The sequence below is a fragment of the Leeuwenhoekiella marinoflava DSM 3653 genome (assembly GCF_900129005.1).
GTDB lineage: Bacteria > Bacteroidota > Bacteroidia > Flavobacteriales > Flavobacteriaceae > Leeuwenhoekiella > Leeuwenhoekiella marinoflava.
The window spans coordinates 207,985-225,973 of record NZ_FQUN01000007.1 but is presented as its reverse complement, the minus strand read 5'-3'; the positions used below and the strand labels follow the sequence as shown (position 1 = coordinate 225,973).

General features: G+C 41.4%; 24 protein-coding genes. 3 read left to right on the top strand and 21 right to left on the bottom strand.

Annotated elements, in window-relative coordinates; all coding sequences use genetic code 11:
• Window positions 1-51: 51 nt before the first annotated feature.
• Entirely contained in the window at window positions 52-705 is a 654-nt protein-coding gene (locus tag BUB91_RS07040) for an N-6 DNA methylase (protein ID WP_164917836.1), read from the top strand.
• Here BUB91_RS07040 and BUB91_RS07035 read toward each other — a convergent pair.
• From BUB91_RS07035 to BUB91_RS07020, 5 genes are read right to left on the bottom strand one after another with little or no spacing between them, the layout of a single operon-like run.
• Entirely contained in the window at window positions 702-986 is a 285-nt protein-coding gene (locus BUB91_RS07035) for a hypothetical protein (protein ID WP_128759320.1), read from the bottom strand. The genes BUB91_RS07040 and BUB91_RS07035 overlap by 4 nt on opposite strands.
• Window positions 983-1,117: a hypothetical protein gene (locus BUB91_RS21470; protein ID WP_262490537.1), complete on the bottom strand. Its 135-nt coding sequence runs from the start codon at window positions 1,115-1,117 to the stop codon at window positions 983-985. The genes BUB91_RS07035 and BUB91_RS21470 overlap by 4 nt, the downstream gene beginning before the upstream one ends.
• The gene (locus tag BUB91_RS07030) at window positions 1,110-1,568 is read right to left on the bottom strand and encodes a hypothetical protein (protein WP_073098525.1); all 459 of its coding nucleotides are present in this window, start codon (window positions 1,566-1,568) and stop codon (window positions 1,110-1,112) included. The genes BUB91_RS21470 and BUB91_RS07030 overlap by 8 nt, the downstream gene beginning before the upstream one ends.
• Window positions 1,561-1,983 carry a hypothetical protein gene (locus tag BUB91_RS07025; protein WP_073098524.1) on the bottom strand — a complete coding sequence of 141 codons (423 nt, stop codon included), beginning with the start codon at window positions 1,981-1,983 and terminating at the stop codon, window positions 1,561-1,563. Before BUB91_RS07025 ends, BUB91_RS07030 begins: the two co-directional genes overlap by 8 nt.
• A complete protein-coding gene (locus tag BUB91_RS07020; protein ID WP_073098523.1) occupies window positions 1,967-2,488 on the bottom strand; it encodes a hypothetical protein in 522 nt (173 codons plus the stop codon). Before BUB91_RS07020 ends, BUB91_RS07025 begins: the two co-directional genes overlap by 17 nt.
• Window positions 2,489-2,578: 90 nt before the next feature.
• Between BUB91_RS07020 and BUB91_RS07015 the strand changes: the two genes are divergently transcribed.
• Window positions 2,579-3,379 carry a hypothetical protein gene (locus BUB91_RS07015; protein WP_073098522.1) on the top strand — a complete coding sequence of 267 codons (801 nt, stop codon included), beginning with the start codon at window positions 2,579-2,581 and terminating at the stop codon, window positions 3,377-3,379.
• On the opposite strand, the gene BUB91_RS07010 is transcribed toward BUB91_RS07015, so the two are convergent.
• From BUB91_RS07010 to BUB91_RS06975, 8 genes are all read right to left on the bottom strand, one after another.
• A complete protein-coding gene (locus BUB91_RS07010) occupies window positions 3,354-5,051 on the bottom strand; it encodes a hypothetical protein (protein WP_073098521.1) in 1,698 nt (565 codons plus the stop codon). The genes BUB91_RS07015 and BUB91_RS07010 overlap by 26 nt on opposite strands.
• Window positions 5,023-5,649: a protein kinase family protein gene (locus BUB91_RS07005; RefSeq protein ID WP_073098520.1), complete on the bottom strand. Its 627-nt coding sequence runs from the start codon at window positions 5,647-5,649 to the stop codon at window positions 5,023-5,025. Before BUB91_RS07005 ends, BUB91_RS07010 begins: the two co-directional genes overlap by 29 nt.
• Window positions 5,650-5,656: 7 nt before the next feature.
• The gene (locus BUB91_RS07000; RefSeq protein WP_073098519.1) at window positions 5,657-5,959 is read right to left on the bottom strand and encodes a hypothetical protein; all 303 of its coding nucleotides are present in this window, start codon (window positions 5,957-5,959) and stop codon (window positions 5,657-5,659) included.
• 114 nt (window positions 5,960-6,073) lie between these two features.
• On the bottom strand, window positions 6,074-6,538 hold the full coding sequence (locus BUB91_RS06995; RefSeq protein ID WP_241652580.1) for a phospholipase D-like domain-containing protein: 465 nt from the start codon (window positions 6,536-6,538) through the stop codon (window positions 6,074-6,076).
• A gap of 151 nt (window positions 6,539-6,689) precedes the next feature.
• A complete protein-coding gene (locus BUB91_RS06990; RefSeq protein WP_073098517.1) occupies window positions 6,690-7,628 on the bottom strand; it encodes a hypothetical protein in 939 nt (312 codons plus the stop codon).
• Window positions 7,629-7,751: 123 nt separating this feature from the next.
• Window positions 7,752-8,579, bottom strand: a complete 828-nt coding sequence (locus BUB91_RS06985) for a hypothetical protein (protein ID WP_073098516.1) — start codon at window positions 8,577-8,579, stop codon at window positions 7,752-7,754.
• 49 nt (window positions 8,580-8,628) lie between these two features.
• Window positions 8,629-10,812 (bottom strand): hypothetical protein, encoded by a 2,184-nt coding sequence (locus BUB91_RS06980; RefSeq protein ID WP_073098515.1) that lies wholly within the window; start codon window positions 10,810-10,812, stop codon window positions 8,629-8,631.
• A 27-nt stretch (window positions 10,813-10,839) separates the two neighbouring features.
• Window positions 10,840-11,685, bottom strand: coding sequence for a S49 family peptidase (locus tag BUB91_RS06975; RefSeq protein ID WP_164917835.1), 846 nt, complete (start codon window positions 11,683-11,685; stop codon window positions 10,840-10,842).
• Between the two features lie 123 nt (window positions 11,686-11,808).
• Between BUB91_RS06975 and BUB91_RS06970 the strand changes: the two genes are divergently transcribed.
• A complete protein-coding gene (locus tag BUB91_RS06970) occupies window positions 11,809-12,075 on the top strand; it encodes a hypothetical protein (protein ID WP_073098513.1) in 267 nt (88 codons plus the stop codon).
• On the opposite strand, the gene BUB91_RS06965 is transcribed toward BUB91_RS06970, so the two are convergent.
• From BUB91_RS06965 to BUB91_RS06930, 8 genes are all read right to left on the bottom strand, one after another.
• The gene (locus BUB91_RS06965) at window positions 12,076-12,642 is read right to left on the bottom strand and encodes a hypothetical protein (protein WP_073098512.1); all 567 of its coding nucleotides are present in this window, start codon (window positions 12,640-12,642) and stop codon (window positions 12,076-12,078) included.
• Window positions 12,642-12,821, bottom strand: a complete 180-nt coding sequence (locus tag BUB91_RS06960) for a hypothetical protein (protein WP_073098511.1) — start codon at window positions 12,819-12,821, stop codon at window positions 12,642-12,644. Before BUB91_RS06960 ends, BUB91_RS06965 begins: the two co-directional genes overlap by 1 nt.
• On the bottom strand, window positions 12,821-13,360 hold the full coding sequence (locus BUB91_RS06955; protein ID WP_073098510.1) for a hypothetical protein: 540 nt from the start codon (window positions 13,358-13,360) through the stop codon (window positions 12,821-12,823). Before BUB91_RS06955 ends, BUB91_RS06960 begins: the two co-directional genes overlap by 1 nt.
• A gap of 1 nt (window position 13,361) precedes the next feature.
• Window positions 13,362-13,739, bottom strand: coding sequence for a hypothetical protein (locus tag BUB91_RS06950; RefSeq protein WP_073098509.1), 378 nt, complete (start codon window positions 13,737-13,739; stop codon window positions 13,362-13,364).
• A gap of 2 nt (window positions 13,740-13,741) precedes the next feature.
• Window positions 13,742-14,563, bottom strand: a complete 822-nt coding sequence (locus BUB91_RS06945) for a hypothetical protein (protein WP_073098508.1) — start codon at window positions 14,561-14,563, stop codon at window positions 13,742-13,744.
• A 4-nt stretch (window positions 14,564-14,567) separates the two neighbouring features.
• On the bottom strand, window positions 14,568-16,418 hold the full coding sequence (locus tag BUB91_RS06940; protein WP_073098507.1) for a hypothetical protein: 1,851 nt from the start codon (window positions 16,416-16,418) through the stop codon (window positions 14,568-14,570).
• A gap of 69 nt (window positions 16,419-16,487) precedes the next feature.
• Window positions 16,488-17,015 (bottom strand): hypothetical protein, encoded by a 528-nt coding sequence (locus BUB91_RS06935; protein ID WP_073098506.1) that lies wholly within the window; start codon window positions 17,013-17,015, stop codon window positions 16,488-16,490.
• A 6-nt stretch (window positions 17,016-17,021) separates the two neighbouring features.
• A complete protein-coding gene (locus BUB91_RS06930; protein ID WP_073098505.1) occupies window positions 17,022-17,516 on the bottom strand; it encodes a hypothetical protein in 495 nt (164 codons plus the stop codon).
• Window positions 17,517-17,989: the final 473 nt, after the last annotated feature.

Below are 17,989 nucleotides of genomic sequence, written 5' to 3'. Positions count from 1 at the left end.
CCCTCCATAAGTCAATGGCTATTGACTTATTTCCAAAACAAAAATAAAATGATGAAAAATAGACACCTACCCACGCAAATGCGTGAGTTTAATAATGCGTTTACAGGACTTGTAAGACGCTACGAACCCTCAAGAGTATTCGATGACCTATTAAGTATTATTGTGTGCTGTATGGCGCGAAAAACGCAGGAAGAATGGTATTTTGAAGTAATAAACCGCTACGAAAAGAAAGAATTAGACAGCTTCGTAAAGATGTTAGGCCATTTGATGATCATTTATGATAATTGCATAACAACAGGCAGCTGGTACGATCCGCTTGGTACTTTTTATGAGGAGCTAGCAAGCAACTCAAAAAAGAGCGGATTTGGACAGTTTTTCACACCGCCGGCACTCTGTGACCTGATGGCTCAATTGACACTGGAGAAGGATCAGTGGGGCAAAGAAATAAACGAACCTTGCAGCGGTAGCGGGCGGGCTATTCTAGCAGCGAACCAACACGCGCCCGGAAATTATTACATTGCCCAGGACATTGACCCCGTGTGCGCAAAAATGACGGCTATTAATATGTGCTTTCACCACATACGAGGCGAAGTACATTGTATGGATGTTATTGCAATGAGTAAACCCCGCTTTAGCCTATCTATCAACTACGACTGGCATAAGCACAAAACACCGCTTATCCTTAAAATTGAAAACCCGTCTTAGTGACGGGTTTTATCTTTTGGTTCCTCTGAATTTTCCCAGGAACCAAAAATTAATTTTTTTCGGTACTCTTGATCTTTTAGTTTTCTAAATAAATCAAAAGTGCTTTCTACCGAACCGCCTGAAGAATCGATGCCATACAATACTCCATCGTGAATAGAAAAACCATTCCCCAGATCCTGATCCGGTACCGGTGAATTTCCCCTTAATTCTTTTTCAGGATCTGATTGCTCAGGCATAGCGATCTTAGAACCATTGGCCATTGTTAGATATTTTTTAATCATGGCTTTAATTTACTTAATGCTAATGAAAGTTTTCTTACCTCTTTTGCTGCCTCTGCACCAGCGCAAGCCATACAAGGTTTTAATAAAACAGGCTTTCTTACAGAATGAATGTCAATGTTATTCTCACTCATCCTTAAAATATTTAGTAGGGGTTATCCACACGTGAGGCACTTCGCTTTCTTTGACTTCCTGCCACTCACAGAATGCAAATGGCCTACCCTCATAACACATCATAGAGATACGCTGATTATGCTTGAGCTCTTCTACTTTTTCAAAGTCTTCCCGCTCAGGATCACGATCTAGCATTAATTTTAAAACGTGATACAACGCCTGCTTTTTTGCACCATCTAAAATGGATTCAAAAACATCATCTGGCCAACCTTTGCTATTCTGAAGAAATTTGTTCAGATTTTCAATTAGAGCTTTGTATGAAGGATTATTCTTGTCCACAAATACTCGAGGTGGAGCATACCAATTTGGATTTGCCGTAGGCAGATTAATAGGTTCCTCAGTCCAGGCATCAGGGAACTTAACTCCAAACTTATAATCTGGGTAAATTTTTACTTCTGGCTTTTTACTCATTTTCAAAATATTTTACATCCGGATTAAAAACCGCTTTAAACTCAAAGCCTTCGCCCATATCAAAAGAGATCATTCCCAGCGTCTGACCTTTATAAACTAGCAGATACTTCATTGGGAAATCTACGTGATGTAACCGCTGCACTTCTTTATACGAGATCTCCTTATCTCCTGAAACTTGTTCCAATACCTGAAATTCCAGTTTACGCTGCTGACCTTCAATGATCATATGCGTAACACTTATGGGTTCTTGTTTTTTACAATATTCTAGCCAGGACTCTTGTACTTTATTAAGATCGATTTTTGTTAGTTTAATAGGATAAGGATCAGGTTCCGGAAATTTTCTGGGTTTACCCAATACTTCAGCATTGGATCGCATTGGGATGACAAAATCTTTAACCTTACTCTTCCAGCCCATCAATCAAATCTTTATAAAATTCGTAAAATCGCTTTTCCTGAGCAATACGCTCATTATTGTATTCGTGAATTTCTTCCTGAGGGGTGTTTTTCCATCCCTGAAAATTCAACTGAAAAAAATTGTCGAAGAACATTGTAGTGGCATCGGAGTAAACTTGATATCCTTCAGAAAAATTAGTATACTCCGGTCGCTTTCCGATTATTCGATCAACTTCAGACCTATATTGGTTCTTAGCCTGTTCCCGCGTCATCCTACCACCTTTAAATTGGACGGGATAAGAAACTCCGTCTCCTTGATGAACTTTAAGGTAATATTCACGCATATCCTGTGAGGGAATCTGTTCCCTCCCATTAGGGCCTTGAGTTAAGGCACGATTACTAATAAACAGCTTAAAATCGTCCTGCAGTACTTCCGGGATCTGATCCATGTAAACGGATCCAGACTCCAGTGCAAGTTCTTTAAGTCGCCCAAAAAGTTCAGACACAGTTAGGTTCGTTTTTTTCATAATTCACGGAATTTCAATTATATAAAAGTAGGTAATGATTAAAATACATTCAACATATTAAAAGTATATTTACTGAAAACCAAAACAATTATGAGTAGAAAATTTTGGATTCTGATAGGTGTATCAATAATAGTTATTGTTCTAATTCTAACCTTTAATTGGTGGTATTTAAATGATATACCACTGGAATCTAGAGGTGTTTATGGAGATATGTATGGCTTCTCAAACACTCTCTTCTCAGGTTTAGCCTTTGTAGGAGTAATTGCTGCAATACTAATACAAAGTGAAGAGTTGAAATTACAGCGAAATGAGCTTAAAGCAACTCGAGCTGAATTTGAACAACAGAATGCTACATTAAAAAAGCAGTCATTTGAAAATACACTTTTTAATCTGATTGACAATTCTCACAAAACCCTAGAACGTATTACAATCTTGGAATCCAAATTAAATGCTAGATCCTATATTTCAGATATTACGGCTGATATGCTGAATAAGTTTAATAGCCTAAATCAAGGCTACAATTCACCTATGTCTACTAATGAAGAAAAAAGGTCTATTTCTGAATTCCATCGAATCCATCGAAACACTTTCGAAAAATTCAAAAAATCATCTATTTCACTTTCACCTTGGATAAAAAATATTAGCTCTGTGGTTGAATTAATTCAACAAGCAGAAATTCTTCATAATGAGCGGTTAATGTATGAAAGAATCTTTTGGAACCAATTTTCAGATAATGAAATAAAACTCCTTGTGGCCTATTTAAATTTTAATGTTTTATATAAATCAAAAAGTAAGGATGTTCTCGAAAAATCTATTCTTAATGATTTAAGTATAGATATACTTAGAGGAAATCAAATTATTTATTTCAACCAACAATCACAGGATCATTAAATGTCTGCGTCGAGCTCCTGTTGGCGATCTTGACATAGCTTTTGCGATACATCAAGTATTTAAAGGCGTCGCTCATATTGGTAGAGTACATCGGGAGTTTTGAAAGCGGCAACTTTTCTGAAGTTTTATCTTTCTGCAGGATATTGGCACCGGTGGCCGTGCGCTTCATTTTGATCTTCGCCAGGCGTATGCTGCTGATGAGCTGCATACATTGAAACTTATCGATCTTGAGCTTTGGCATACGCGTCCAGTGCTCCCCCATAAAGCCTTTCATAAAACGAAACTCCTGATCGTGGGTAATATTTGCCTGATTTCGTGACATTAGATTCACACGCCAGCCGGTACTCACGCCGTCGTATTTCTCTATATGGTCCTTAATTTCCCCAGCCCAATCACGTCCTTGTTTCTGGTACTGGTTCCCACTACGGTCGTAATAAAGATCCAAAACTTTATACTGATGGTCCTCAAAAAAGTCGATGAACTTTTTAGCCAGCTCCTTACTACTCTCCGGAGCCAGGGTAAACATATTCTTCAGTAGGTAATAATAGTTCCCTCTAGGCTGGCCAATTACCAGGCTACACATATCTCCAAAGTCAAGCCCGGCATCTAATGCCTTTTTCCGATCGAGGTATTTTAGCGATAAACAGGATTCTTTCTTTTCATCAAGAATACCAAACTTATCGTAATAATCATTAAGACCATCATCATACAAATGATGCTCTCCAAAGTTTCCATAGAATTTCTCCCCTTTTTTAACATCCGGTTTCAGAGATAGAATACTGCTTTTAAAGGCTTCGATACCGTCACTCTCGAGAACGTCTTTAAAATAACCTACCTGAAGAATGTCTGCGTTCGCAAAGCTGCTCACCATATAGAAAAAAGAAAGATCCTTACGAGCTCTCGCCCATCGCTCTACCCATCGCTCAAGATTCTTTTTATGTAGATTGGCTTTTTTATAATCGCCTTTATTAAAGGCTTCATAGTATTCTTTGCGGATATCACTCACCACACAACCACAACGTAGGGCGAGTATGATCTGATCTTTATCCATCAGATCTGCACGCTCTAAGATCCAGTCAAACTCGCCTTCTACCACGTTAGGCATATCTGTTGTAAACGTGGTACCGCGATAATAGGTAGATCCTGATACCTCGGGAAACCCACGCCTTGCCGGCATTAGTTTCTTAAGCTTATCCGGATTGAAAAACTTTACTTCATCCCCAAATACGTGCTGAAAACTATCACCGGCAAGGTTGGCGATACGGTCCAAACTACCTAATTTGAAGATACAGCCGTTAAACAGACTAATCGTATGCTTGTATTGTACAACCGGCTTGTAGGGCTTTTTAAAATGCTCTGGTGGGCGCTTGTCAGTCACGTAGTGTACATCTTCGATCCATCCTTTTCGCTCCCGCCAACCTTCTATGATACCAGGAACGATCTTATCAAGCGCGTTAAAGTAGGTATCACTCACCATTGCAAATTGCGCACGAGGCATATCGTACGATACATCCTGTGTACGCTCTGCCTGTATATCAGTAGATTTTGCAGTACCACGGCCACCTATAAAAAAAAGGTTTTTAGGGGATATTAAATCAATAGACTGTTTTACCCAACTACCGTAACGGCCTTCTACATTGTCATTAAGTGGAACGTGGGTCTTCACCGACATCTATAAATAATTTGGGGTTATCAATCAAAGCTTCCCGCTTGGCCATCAAACGTTCTTTTTCGGTAAGTGCCGGCAGTTCATCTATAAACTTGGCCAGGTCATACCTGTTAATTGTGGGTAGTCCCAAAAATTCAGGACTCAAAGAATACATTTTAAACGGTTTGCTGAGTAATTCCTCAGGAAAAGGAACAGGATCCGGTTCATCCAATCGCAGTACTTTGGCCAGAGAAAGCAAACTCTTATTACTACGCTCCATATCCTGGACCGTCATTGCCATCGTACGCATTACACTTATATTTTTGTACATAGACTCTGCTATAATACCACGCCATGCATCTCTGGAGAGTTGCTTGTCTGCGTGAAAATATTCCATCGCAGTATCGTGATACTTCGCTGCCATATAATGGCTGAGACCGTCAAATTTGGTAAGGTGTTTTATGATGGCATCCCGGGAACCGTACTGATCAAAGCGTACGTGCATACCCCGTACTTTTTCCATCATTTCTACAAACTCCACAATCTCCGGAGGGGCTTTGCTAAAATCCCCGTGATCGCGAAACTCAATGATGTGCTCCAGTTCTATATCCTCAATGCGCATAGCTTTCTTATTTCAGAAATAAAATGCGGTCCTTGGCCGCTTGAAAATCTTTCTCTTTTCGTTTGTTATCAAAAATCTGTACTGCAGTAATGTTTCCACCTTCTGCGTTATCGCGTAAGCTTTGCGTAATGGTGTTTTCACTCTCCAGGCGACCGACTAAAAAACGTTTCCGGATCTCGCTATGCTCCCGGTCATATTCCGCTTGAAATTCCTCTGGATCCTGCAACAGAATAACCGCAATTTCACTTAGGGTAAAATTGTTAGCTGCACAATGGGTTATTTTCTCGTAATCTTCTTCGTATAGATTCATAACTTATCAATAAGATCAGATAGCAGTAACGCACCGAACAGAATCACCCAAAACAGTAACCAAAAGAGATTATCACCGATATCAATTTTATTTTTACTCATAACTTTTAACTTCTTACTGATTCACCGGCACCAGTTTTCCGGCTACCGTCTTATACCTAATTTCGGTTTGCGCGAAAAGCTCTTTTCTAAATTCAAAGAGTCCGCGGCTTTCTGCGAAAGTGTATTGCTCATACTTCGCGTTTTCGCTCCAGTTCCCGGAGCCTTCTACTACAAAATGATGTGCTGCAGTTCTGGCCAAAGCGACTTTGGCGTGGATCCAGCCAAACAACACTTCTACATTTCCCCTGGTACTTTGCATGGCTAACAAGTTGTCAATGGTCTGGGGGTTCCGCTTGATCATACTATCGCTGATTAAAAGCGTCACCCGGGCGATCATTCCGCTGTCGTGCATTTCCATTAAAGCCTCAATAACACGCCGGCTAATGCTATACGTGGTCGCATACAAATGCTCAATGTGAAAGGGCTTCGCAATGAAAGGGATGAACGTAAACGCATTAAATGAGGCTGCACTTTGCAAGAAGATGAACTCATCTTTTGTGGGCAGCCGGCACAGATCCTGCTCGAGACTCTCGAGCTTTTTAAAATGCGTTGCCAGGTACTTAGATCGATAAGGCAAGGAGGCTTTCACCTGGGCTACTTCCTCCTTGCGCTTATTTAAATCAAAAAGACTACCCATTAATTGCCGATTGGTAACGGTCTTCTGCAGGCAGCTCCATACGCTCCTCTACAAGAGCGAGCTCTTTTTCCCAGGTTCTGATTTTGATTACTGCAGCTGCTCGAGCTTCAGCTTCCATACCTTCAAGTTTTTTACTCTCACGGCCTATGTAATTCTTCAGATTCCCACGGCGTGTTGCCAGATACGTAGCTTTGTAGTCGTTTACTTTTTTATCAAGCATACGCTCCTCAAAAATGGGATGCTTTCCCAAAACTTCTTTGTGCTCCTGGTAGTAGTCCAGCTCTTCGGTCCCCTCTAGGTTCAATTCAAAATTTTCAACCGCCTTAATTGCCAGGTTAAAAATTTCTTCTTTAGACATTGGTTCCTCAACTGGTGGAGTATCATCTCCTGAAGGAATTATTTTTTTAAATAATTCTTCCCGAGCTGCAAGCATCTGGAAGTATGCCCGGCCATTTATCCCTACAAGGGTGTAGAACTCTTCCGGAGTCTCCTCCTCATTCAAGAACGGATAGCGCTCACGGAGTTTGATATCCTTTTTTACTTCATCCGGAGCCAACTCAAAAACATTCTCCAGCGTTACGCTATCGCCTGTTTTTTTCACGTTTTCAGCTTCTTTTGTTTCGTTTTTGGAATCTTCTGTACCACTTTGAGCAACTTGTTGGTCAGCAGCTTGCTGCGATTCTTTAGAGTCCTGGTCAGTTCCCCCTTGGGGGGCGGAGGGGGATCTCAAATCTGCATTACTAATCCCGTAAACCTGCTTAATATCGTATTCTAAACTTTTTAAGTTTGTAGCCGAAAAGCCTGCACGGTTGTAATATCGGTGCTGCTGTGGGGCTTTCATACCGCCAAGAAGTGGCAATAATTCGTTAAATCTCAAACCACGCTTCGTCTCTTTCTGAAGCAGCTTGATTGCATCTTTTTTTGTTGTCATAATACCGGTGTTATTTGAATTCTACAGCAAATAACAAATTGCACTTGCAAAAGGTTGTGACAAACAAAAACCACGCTCCATTACAGAGCGTGGTTTTCTAACTAACCAACCAAAAAAAAGAAATTATCTTCTGGCCACCTCTCTAAAAAAGAGTGTGGTACCATCGTCAAATACTTGTAAGTCTAAAGTTGCATCTGCAAGGGCGGTCCAGTCTACTCCTTGCACCAGCTGTACGGTACCGGCAGTTGCTACACCGTTGCTTAACGTAGCCGGACTTGCACCGCCGCCACCTACTAAGGTCACGATATCACCGTGCTCTTTGTCTGTGGATGCCACATCAATAGCATCTGCAGCTGCAGATGATGGTAATTGATAAATTTCGCCGTTAGCATCAGTGATATCAAGATCAAAGTCTGCAGCTACGTAAGGAGCTTCTAAGGTGATCGCCCCTTCATACGTTGCAGGCACATCGCTTGTTTTCTGAATACTTTCAAATGTAAACGTGAAGCCTGTTTTTTCGTTATCTGCGATAAATGAACCCTTCATTTTTAAAGGTGCACAAGGCGTCCCATACACTTCCTTACCGGTAGCATTATTACAACCGCTCCAAATCGCAAGGAAACCACGGCCTAAGTTGTTTTGAAAAAACTCTTTAGCCTCCAGTTGATTTCCTGGGTGCATCCCTTCTACTTTATGCGTAAAGCTCTCGCTGTCTTCAGGACCATCACTTTCGTAAGAAGGTACCTGAGTACTTGGCGTTAAATAGAGCTCAATCATTTTAGCACCGCTTTTTAAAACGATATTTCCAACCATCAACACCCCTTTGCTATTTCTAGCAGGAAGCGTTAAAATATCTTGAGTATCTACTAAAAAAATATCGGGCTTTTTAGCAGTAACAGCACCAGCATTTTGTTTAACCGGCTTTCGTAATGAAAATTTTAATCCACTCATTGTGTAAAATTTTTAAAAGGCAGCCTGCAGGAGCAGACCGCCTATAAGATTATGCTTCAATATTTCGCTTAACCTCGGTGAATACTCCGTTAATGCGCACGAGCGTGATGTAGTCTGCTGCTACGGCAAGCGCTGCATCAGATTTAACGCTTACTGCGCTCTCACCTTCTGCAGGTGCAGCGATATTGCTCACCGTTAAGGTTGCATTAGCTGTCGCGTTACCTTTGATGGTAATTTCCTGACCATCAACACCACCTTCAATAGCTGCTAAGGTTTGATTACTATCACCTGTGTAGTTAAACTCATTAGACTCCTGAGCGTTGATGCTATCACCGTCAAAGTTTACCGGAACTACTTCTGGAATGATTTCAGGCTCTGTAGTTCTGGAAACTTCAGTAAGGGTCAGGTCACTATTCACATACAGTGTAAGTGTACCACCAGACTGCAGGTTAAAGTTTCCGGTTAAGGTCATATTACCCGCACTGGTTACATTCTTAACAGCTGCCAGTGCAGTATTCCCTTTGATCTTAACAATCTGTCCTGCATACGTATTCTTGATATCTGTAATATCTGTAGCCCAGGCAGAATCTACTTTTACATTGCTGTAGGGGATTGTAAGTTCACCGGTTGTATCGTCAAATACCGGTACGGTCCAGTTGTCTGGGAACATAGGTAGACCATTATCCCAAACTGTTTGTACTTTGAAGGCGTCTGGATCACCGGCTTTGACCTTTGTCCCAATATGAAGGAATCGTGCTCCCCATTTGTAATCGGCATACACAAAGATGTCACGCTTCAGTGTATCCATTCTGTAAATGGATTTTTCCTTAGGAAGGTTCTCCATCAACTCCACATTGTCATCAAAAGTTATAAACATATACAATGGGTTAGGCTGGTCGTAAATTGGCTCAAAACGAATATTTGGATAGTTCAAAATTGTTTTTTCGCCATCCTTGGTCCAATCAGTTTCCATACCGTGTACAGCTCGTTTTCGCAGAGCATACCATCTGATGGTGTCAGGGTGTGTGTTGATTACAATACCACTTTGATTACGTACTTCTTCAGGTAGGTTTGATTCGATCAAAGCCTTTACGTGATCCAAAATGTTTTGAGGATTTGGAATACCAATGTTTGCACGTTTGTATTTCTTCTCATAATGGAAAGCCCTAAACAAGTGTACAAGCAATCCGTCTCCACGGTTTATAGCATCACCCGCCTTAGTTTCTTTACCTTTTGCAGGTGCAGAATAAATACCGGCAATGGCTACTTTACGGTCCTCAACACGGGCCTTTTTATCCAGTTCAACAATCAAGAATTCTACAAATGACATTTTGTAGGGTGAAGAACCGGGCTTGCTCCAGGCATTTAACCAAGAAGTTTCGTATTCCTGAAGATCAATTCCTTGCCATTCGATGTCAATATGTACCGGGAATACTTTACCTTCTTCAGGCTGAATCAATTGCTTGTTCTTTGGTAACCAACCGGCTTTACGAGACTGGGTGATCTCTGCAGTCACAATGTTACCGTCTGCCACACGATCTGAAACATTAGATCGTAATTTAAAATACGCGGGGAGCTTAAGCATATCGCGGTGTAGCGACTTAATACGATCATTAACCTCTGTGTAATGATTGTACATGTCAGACTTTAGCTTTTCAAAAGCGGCACTACCGCCATCTGCAGCCCAGTCTGTTGGTTTATCAATTAAACCTGCAGCCCTCTGGTTCCAGGGGCGATCTGTGTAAGCATCAATCTCGCGATTGCGACCTAAAAAGTGTGTTGCTGAGTGTTCCAAGTTATCCTCTCGTTTTATAGTCCCCTTCGCTACCGGGTTATCGGGCTCGGGTTCCTTCATTAATTTTTGAATGAGCTCGTCTTGGTTTGTAACCAATTTATTTACTGCAGAAATCATATCCTTAAGTGAAGGATCTGCACTACCATCTTTAGCTATTTTCTTAGCCTCGTCTTCAGTAAGCTCATGCTCATCTAATAACTTTTGAAGTTCCGCACGTGCTGCAGCATCTTCAGCATTTTCACCACCTTCTTTTTCTTGATCTTTCACGATATCATCGGCGAATTTGTCTAACGCAGCGATCACACGCTTTGCATCCTTTTCGCCAAGACGTTTGTTTAAATCTTCTACCTGCTCTGCAGAGAAAGAAGTTTTTCCTTCAGCAATAGGAATCTTTGAGATTGCCAGCAGTGCCAGGACTTTCATTACAATTTGTTTCATACTTCAATTATTATTTGGGTTTAAAAATTATACTCCTGCAGCTTGCAGATCTGCAAGCAGTGTGGCTTTCTGAAACGCATCGTCCATAGTTCCGATGGCGTCTATCATATTCACACGCAGCGCATCTTCGGCCGAAAAGGTTCGACCGGTCAATACGCCTTCTTCTTCAATTAGATTGGGGTGTGCGGCTTTTACCGCAGCTTGAAATTTTTGTGCTATAGGCTTCAGCTGGTCGCGAAGCATTTGCATCCCGGCTTCTTCGTCTTCCTTGAGCTTTCTCCAGATCTCGTTCTTGTGGGTACTCTCATCCGGATAGACTTCTTTTTCAAAAATGCCCATGTCTTCCCAGTACTTGCGCACATCTAACCAGGAGGAAACGACACCAACGCTTCCAAAACGTGCGCTTATGGTATTACCTGCTATCTGGTAATCTGCGATTGCATCGGGGATCCAGCGATGAAGACTTAAGGAGTTGTCCATTATCGCCACAACCGGCTTGAGCTTCCTGAGCGCAAAATCGATGAAAGGAGAAATAGCAGATACACTACCGCCGGGACCGTCAATAACTACGATGATGGCCTTAATGTTCTTGATGTTATTGGCCCAATCCAATTGGTAAACCAACTCATCTGCTCCCCAGGCATACCAACTGCCGTAGCGAATCATAGGTCCTACCATATGAATCACAGCAACACTGCCCTCCGGTATTTCGTCAATACTGTTTGGCCGTATCGGCTTCATCTCGTCGTTATAAACTGACAACATTTTTGCTTCACGCTCTGCTGCAGCTTCTTTTAATGTCATACCTGTTTGCGGTGCCTGGTACGACTTGTCCCAAAAATGCCGGTACGAGAATAAGTTGTGAGCGCTCATCAGCCACTCACCACGTACCAACTCATCTAGTAATGTGTTTTTCATAGCCCGAAGATGGTCACAAACAAAAAAAACCGTTGTGACACGGTTTTTGGGAGTTAGCAGAAACGCTAATTTTGCAGTATGTTCAAGTATCGATTTGTAAATACAGACGAAAAGGCTATAACCGAAGTCCTTAAGACTATTGGGAAAGTGCGCTTTGATTTTGCTATCGAAAGCAGGGGAATGGCTAAGCCGGTAAAACTTGCAAATTTTAAATTGATTTGGCAGTTCAGGACCTGCTCGCTAGCTTACAAATACCCGGGAGATTTTCGCTATTCAAAAATTATGGAGATTAGAGAATACGAAATGCCGGAGAAGGGATGGATCTGGGAGAAGTATCGGGATTGATTATTTCCAAAACTTCCAGCCCCGAAAATAAATAAGAGCTCCAAGAACTACTGGAACCAAAAGAAACCAAAACGGCCAGCGTGTAGCTTCGCTATTACTTGTCCGGCCGCTGTCTAGTGTTTGTCCACTTTCTGTCGAAGAAGTTTCTAACTCTTCACTGCTGTTATCAGTCTCTTTTTTTGCAACCGAATCATTTCTCGTTTCTTTTTTCTGTTCCTGGCTTTTTCCGGAGGATGCTTTTACATTCTTTCCTGTGAAATTAAAACCACCTTTTCCATCTGGAGAGAGATTTGCATAACCTTCCTGATCAGGATCTATCAATTCAAACTGAATATTTTCATTGATTGCAGACCAGTCGGTTTCTGTTTTGCTTACTGCAGTGCAATCTTTGGCCTTATCGTTCTCAATTTTTGCACTGGAGCTTTCGCTCTTGTCAAACTCGGTCGTATTCCGGTAACGCTCAGTCGCTTTCTTTTTGCTACTGCAGCTTTCGGTGGCGCAAACAACAGCTGTTAGCAATAGTGCTAATACACAAAGTCTAAGTAAGAGTAGGGCTGCTTTTTTCATTAGAATTGCTTTCTATACATATTATCAATCCGCGCTTGGATGAGCTCACGCCGATCTGGATCTACTTCGCGCTTTTTCATCGCGTAGAGCTCTGTGCTTTTTTTGATACTTTGCACCTGACTTACAAAATCGGGATCCTGCTCGCTTAACTTTTCATGAAGGGTTTGGTTTGTGTTCATCAGGCTATGTTTTTAAGTTGATCTTTTCGCACGCGGGCGATTACTTTTTGTTTGATTTCCCAGATTTGTATCTGCTTATTCTTGTCTACATCAAAGCCGGGATTCCACTTTGCGATGCGCTCCGGTGATAGTCGTGCGGTTTGTAACACCCAACCGTCGTGGCGGCCGATTGCCCTGGGAAAAAACACGGCCAGATATACATCTGCAAGCTTTTGCATTCTGCGGGTGTAGGGTTTCAAATAGCGATACACATAGTCCAACTGCTCCAGAGCATTCATCTTGCGCAATTGCGCAGTGGTAATACTCAAATCTGCAGCTGCAGCTGTACCAAATTGAATCAAACCCGTATATCCTAAAGAATTGGTTATTGCAGGATCAAAGGTTCCGGCAGTCTCGAGCTCCATCACCACCATCAACCAATGCGGATTGATATACAGGCACCGGCTGATCTCTATAACCTTATCTACAAATGCCTGAGGATCGCATTTAAGAACGTCTGCTTTTAATTTATACCCGAAGGTGATTTCTGCTACTTTCATGCTACTTGGTGGTTTTAAGTTTTTCATTCTCCCGCTGGAGCTTCATGACCATCATATTAAGCTCATTATTCTTGGTCATCAACTTTGATATTTCGATATGCAATTTTGAGTTGTCCTTCTGGAGCGCTGTAAGTGCTATGCGCTGATCGCGGTTTTCTTGCTTCATTGCATCTATTTCACTGATCAATCGATCTATTTGTTTGTTGCTTTGGCCTGTCCAGGTGTCATAAGCTGCTTGCATATTCTGAAGCGCACTGGCCTGCTGGTCCTGCTCGCTGATCTTCTTAGATTTTCGCCCACCAAAAAAGGAGACGACCCCGGTGATTAGGGTTCCAAGTACTGCAGCTATAGCCTCCCAATTTTGTGATAGGAAATTCATAATTAAACGGATAATGCATTATTCAGAGCGTTCAATGCATCCTTAAAATCTTCTTCATTTTGCGGAGTCCATTCGCCACTTCCCCAAGCAAAAGCACGCATTGAAATATTTGGAATGTTGCTGTCAAATGAATTCAAAATATCAATTTTTGAAGCAGCCGGAGCATTGCCTGTAAAAGGCGTTACTGATTTTGAACCAATCTCAACACCCCCATCATACAACTTGACTGAAGTTGTTTGTCTTACTACAGATAGTAGCCCAGTCTTAGTAGTGTCATACCCCACATCTGCGCGAACAAGACCCTCTGTGTCTGAAGTGTATAATCCAATAACACCTAAAGTTCTTCCGCTTTGGTTTCTTATTAATTCAACAAGAAAATCATTTCCAATTGCAACTCTAATCAATCGTTGAGCCGGTGAAGCTTCAGTATCGGGAGTCGTATTGTAGGCGTGAAAATGCATTGTATCAACTGGAAGCGGAATAGTACTTCCACTATTACTCACATACTTCCCTTCAGATGATGAAGATGTATAACCTAAAGCTTTCGTATGATCGGTGGCTTCGTCATTTTCGTATACAAAATCAGTGTTAGCAGGGTTCAGAAAATCAATTGCATCACTGCTCGCTTTTCCTGTTTGCAAAAAGATCTTAGACAATCTATTGATTAAGCCTTTTGACCTCAATGCAGCTTCAAAAGTTTCTAACGCTGCAATTGTATCAGCATCAGTTATTCCACCACGACTGATGTATTGCTTGTTTAGAAAAATATTACCAAGCCCTTGATCACTTGCATTTGCTATTGTTGTTCCTATTGCTATTCCCATTGTTTTACAGATATTGATTAAGTGAAATTTTGAATGAAGGGCACCAATTGTGGAGCGGATATTCTCCAAGATTTGGGTCTTTGAACTTTACGACATCTCCTTGATTGTCTCTCAGGTTTCCACGGCTACCTGTAGTAGGTCCCGGATTGTCACCAGTGGAACCTACACGAAGTGCATAACGTAGTTCTAAGGCAGTTGCAGCCAATGGAGCAAGGTCTACACCTGAAACGACTACTATTGTATCATCATTGACAATATCAATGGATGCAATTGAAGTTAGAGAAGTACTACCATCTGAAGTCAGACGAAAACCATAAGCCCCGGGATTGTTGACTGTTACTTCATCGAAAAGGAATTTGAATCGTGAGTCCGGGCGATTCAATTTGAATCTGATGATTCTGCCTTGAATACTTACATCGTACGGGTATATTCCTTTCCAGTTGTATTTTTCAAATGCCACCCGAGCCATAACATACCCCATTTTCGCCCCTAGCTTCAAGTAACTTTCAGATACCATATGAATAGGATCCTCGGGGTTGTGAGGCAAATGATATTCGACGTCTGCAAGATGAAAACCGTTGTTTTCCTCAGCTGCTAACTCATAAGCTGCAAGTACAGGTCCAGCATTGTGCTTTCGTGGTATATCTGTTTGCTGAATGATCCAATCTAAGTCTGGGTGATCTTTGATTATTGTCTTCAGATCGACATTGAGATCATCTCGCAAGGTTTTCAACTTCAAAACGTAGTCGGTAACGGTGAAATCAGCATCAGATTGGCCATGAATCCAAATTACCGGCAATACACTGATAGACTTTCCGGCAGCTTGAGCAAGATCGTAAGCCTTCTGAATGCCCTCTATAAGATTTGTGTAGTGAGAGGTACCCTTGTCGAGAGCATCAATAGATATACCTGATTGTCCGGGAGCAAAAGTAATAAAGTCAAGCTCCCCTAATTCTTGCCCTGAATCTTGAATACGCTTCAACGCAGAACTAGCAACTCCATAGCAAGGCGTTTCGGTATCAAAATTGGGATTGATCCCCTCAATATGCGCCACTCTGCTACCGTAACCAAACACATCGTCGGCATATTCATTAGTAACAACACCGCCAGCAAAGGTGTACAATCTGTCAAGTACGGCTTTAGAAATCGAAGTGTCTGAGGCACCTCGGGTGAAAGACTGACCGTAGACAATTATAATTTTCCATTGGTCAGTAAGGTAAATTTGGAATTTGACTCCATTACTTTCGCCCTCACCAACAAGCATCTTACCCTCTTCATCAAAGGCTTGGTATATCCATCCGGTAGTCTTGTCGTAAATACAAAGCGGAAACTTATCGGTACTTTGAATGTCAAGATCTTGTTTTACCGCATCCGGTGCCTCTGATAACTTTTGATCAGCGTACAATTGTGCCGCTATCTTTTCATCGTAAAGTTGCCCCTCAGTTGTTACATTAGCTCCATTCTCAATAGGTCCCGTCTGTGAAATATCTTCTTCCGTCAAACTGCGCTCCTTCAACACCTGCGTAGTATTATCACTCGCTCGACGGTAATAATCTGCTTTTGAAGCTGCAGCATCTGTGTATTTAAACAATACATCCTCTGCCGGTGGATTGTTGGTAAAAAAGGTGTTGGCAGCTGTTTCGTTTGCAAAAAGGATAAAGCCGTTTGCAGCTGATACGATATCCTCTTTTGATGCCTTAGTTTTAAATAGCTCTTCGGTGGCGCGGCGCATCTTGTCGAGCTCTTCAGCTGAATAGTAGAATTTAGATTCTGTACCGGTTAGATCTTTCACGCGCTGCGGGTGATCTTGTTTGTCTTCTATACCTAGGGTTCCGTCTTGTTGAAATTCGCTCATTGGGGCTCAATTACTTTAATAATAAGCCTAAAAGTATATGTAGCACGCAGCTTACGCTGTGACAGGTGTTTAACCTGCTGGGAAAAGATTGTCTGTTTTTTCTAACCAACGGTAGAACCGGCGGCGTACAGCTGCTACATCATAGCCGTGCTCAAAGAGGTCATACTTCACGCAAAACTGCTGTATTCCCTTACTTAGGCCTTGATCGCCATCCTTCTGATGCCAACCGAGCAGAAAAAACATCATACTGGAGATTAAAGAATCTTCGAGTTCGGCATTTATGAATTCGATTGCCTCCTGGTCAAAATGCAAAAATGAATTTTCACCGCTTTCAAATTTGTAGAATTGCCCAAAATATTGGCGACCGCGCGGAAATTCTTCCAGGCTAAAAAAAATACTGTAAGTTGTGTCACACCCCTTTTTTGATGGCTTTTTTTTGGCTAAAAACCGAATCATCTTACCAAAAGGCGTACGCATATCTATGATGAAGCTCTTTACGCGCTTGTTATTGATGCGTGCCGTCTCGCCTTTAAAATGCTGATACAGAAAGGGTATTAAGTGGGGTTTTATCGTGACCGGTACCAGCGTGCGCGCCATTAATTTTTACAATAGGGATAAAGGGATTAATGCCGGCAAAAGTTTTCCGGAAACGTCGTTGAATCTCCCTGCAGGGAAAATGCTTTGGGCTTCAAATGTGATTTGCGTAGTACGGGTGTTATTTTCTGAAGTGATGGTTGGTCTCGTATTTTGCTCCAGATCATTGCGACCGATGATCATAAACTCATTATTGGTGAGTTTTAGAATCATATACTTAGCGCGCTTGATTTCTGTAATACGCGCGGCCATTTCTTTATCGCCATTGGGAAACTGAAACTGCAGCTGTTGTGCAAAGCTGTCTCCGGATCTGGAGGGTGTGCTTTTTTGAGAAAAGCGTATTGCACTCAAACTCGCATATACATCCTGATAGGCTTCCTCCAGCAGAATAGTGTCTGTAAATCCTTTAGATCCTACTGCAGCATACGACTTATCCCCTTTTGAGTAGTAGAGGCCACAAATAAAAGGGGTTTGGGTAGCTTTAGCAGCGAGATTTATAGACATAGTTACGATTTGGGATTCGTAAATATATCTTAAAATCCAATGAAAAAAAAGTGGTTAGTATACATTTTAAATGAGGTATGTAATATTTAAAAGAACCAAACACTATTATATTTTTTAGATATTTAATCAACATTTTTTAAAGTTATAAACGTTGGTTATTCTCTTCTTATTAATACACGTAAACACCTAATAATCAATGAATCAATTATTTGTGCTAAGATTAAAAAATAATTTCAAATTAATTTTCTATAAACTTTTTGGATTTTCAAAAAGCATTAAATATTGACTATCAATCAGTTGAGCACTACATAGTGACAACTTTTGACCATTTAAAAATAGCAATGTTGATAACAATGTTGAATAAGTTAGTAGCACCACTCATTAAGCAACTTTTAAACAAACTAACTTTACATAAGTACTGCGAATCATAGGTGCTATGCAGTTCAGCTCTTTGAGAATCTGGAGTATAAAAC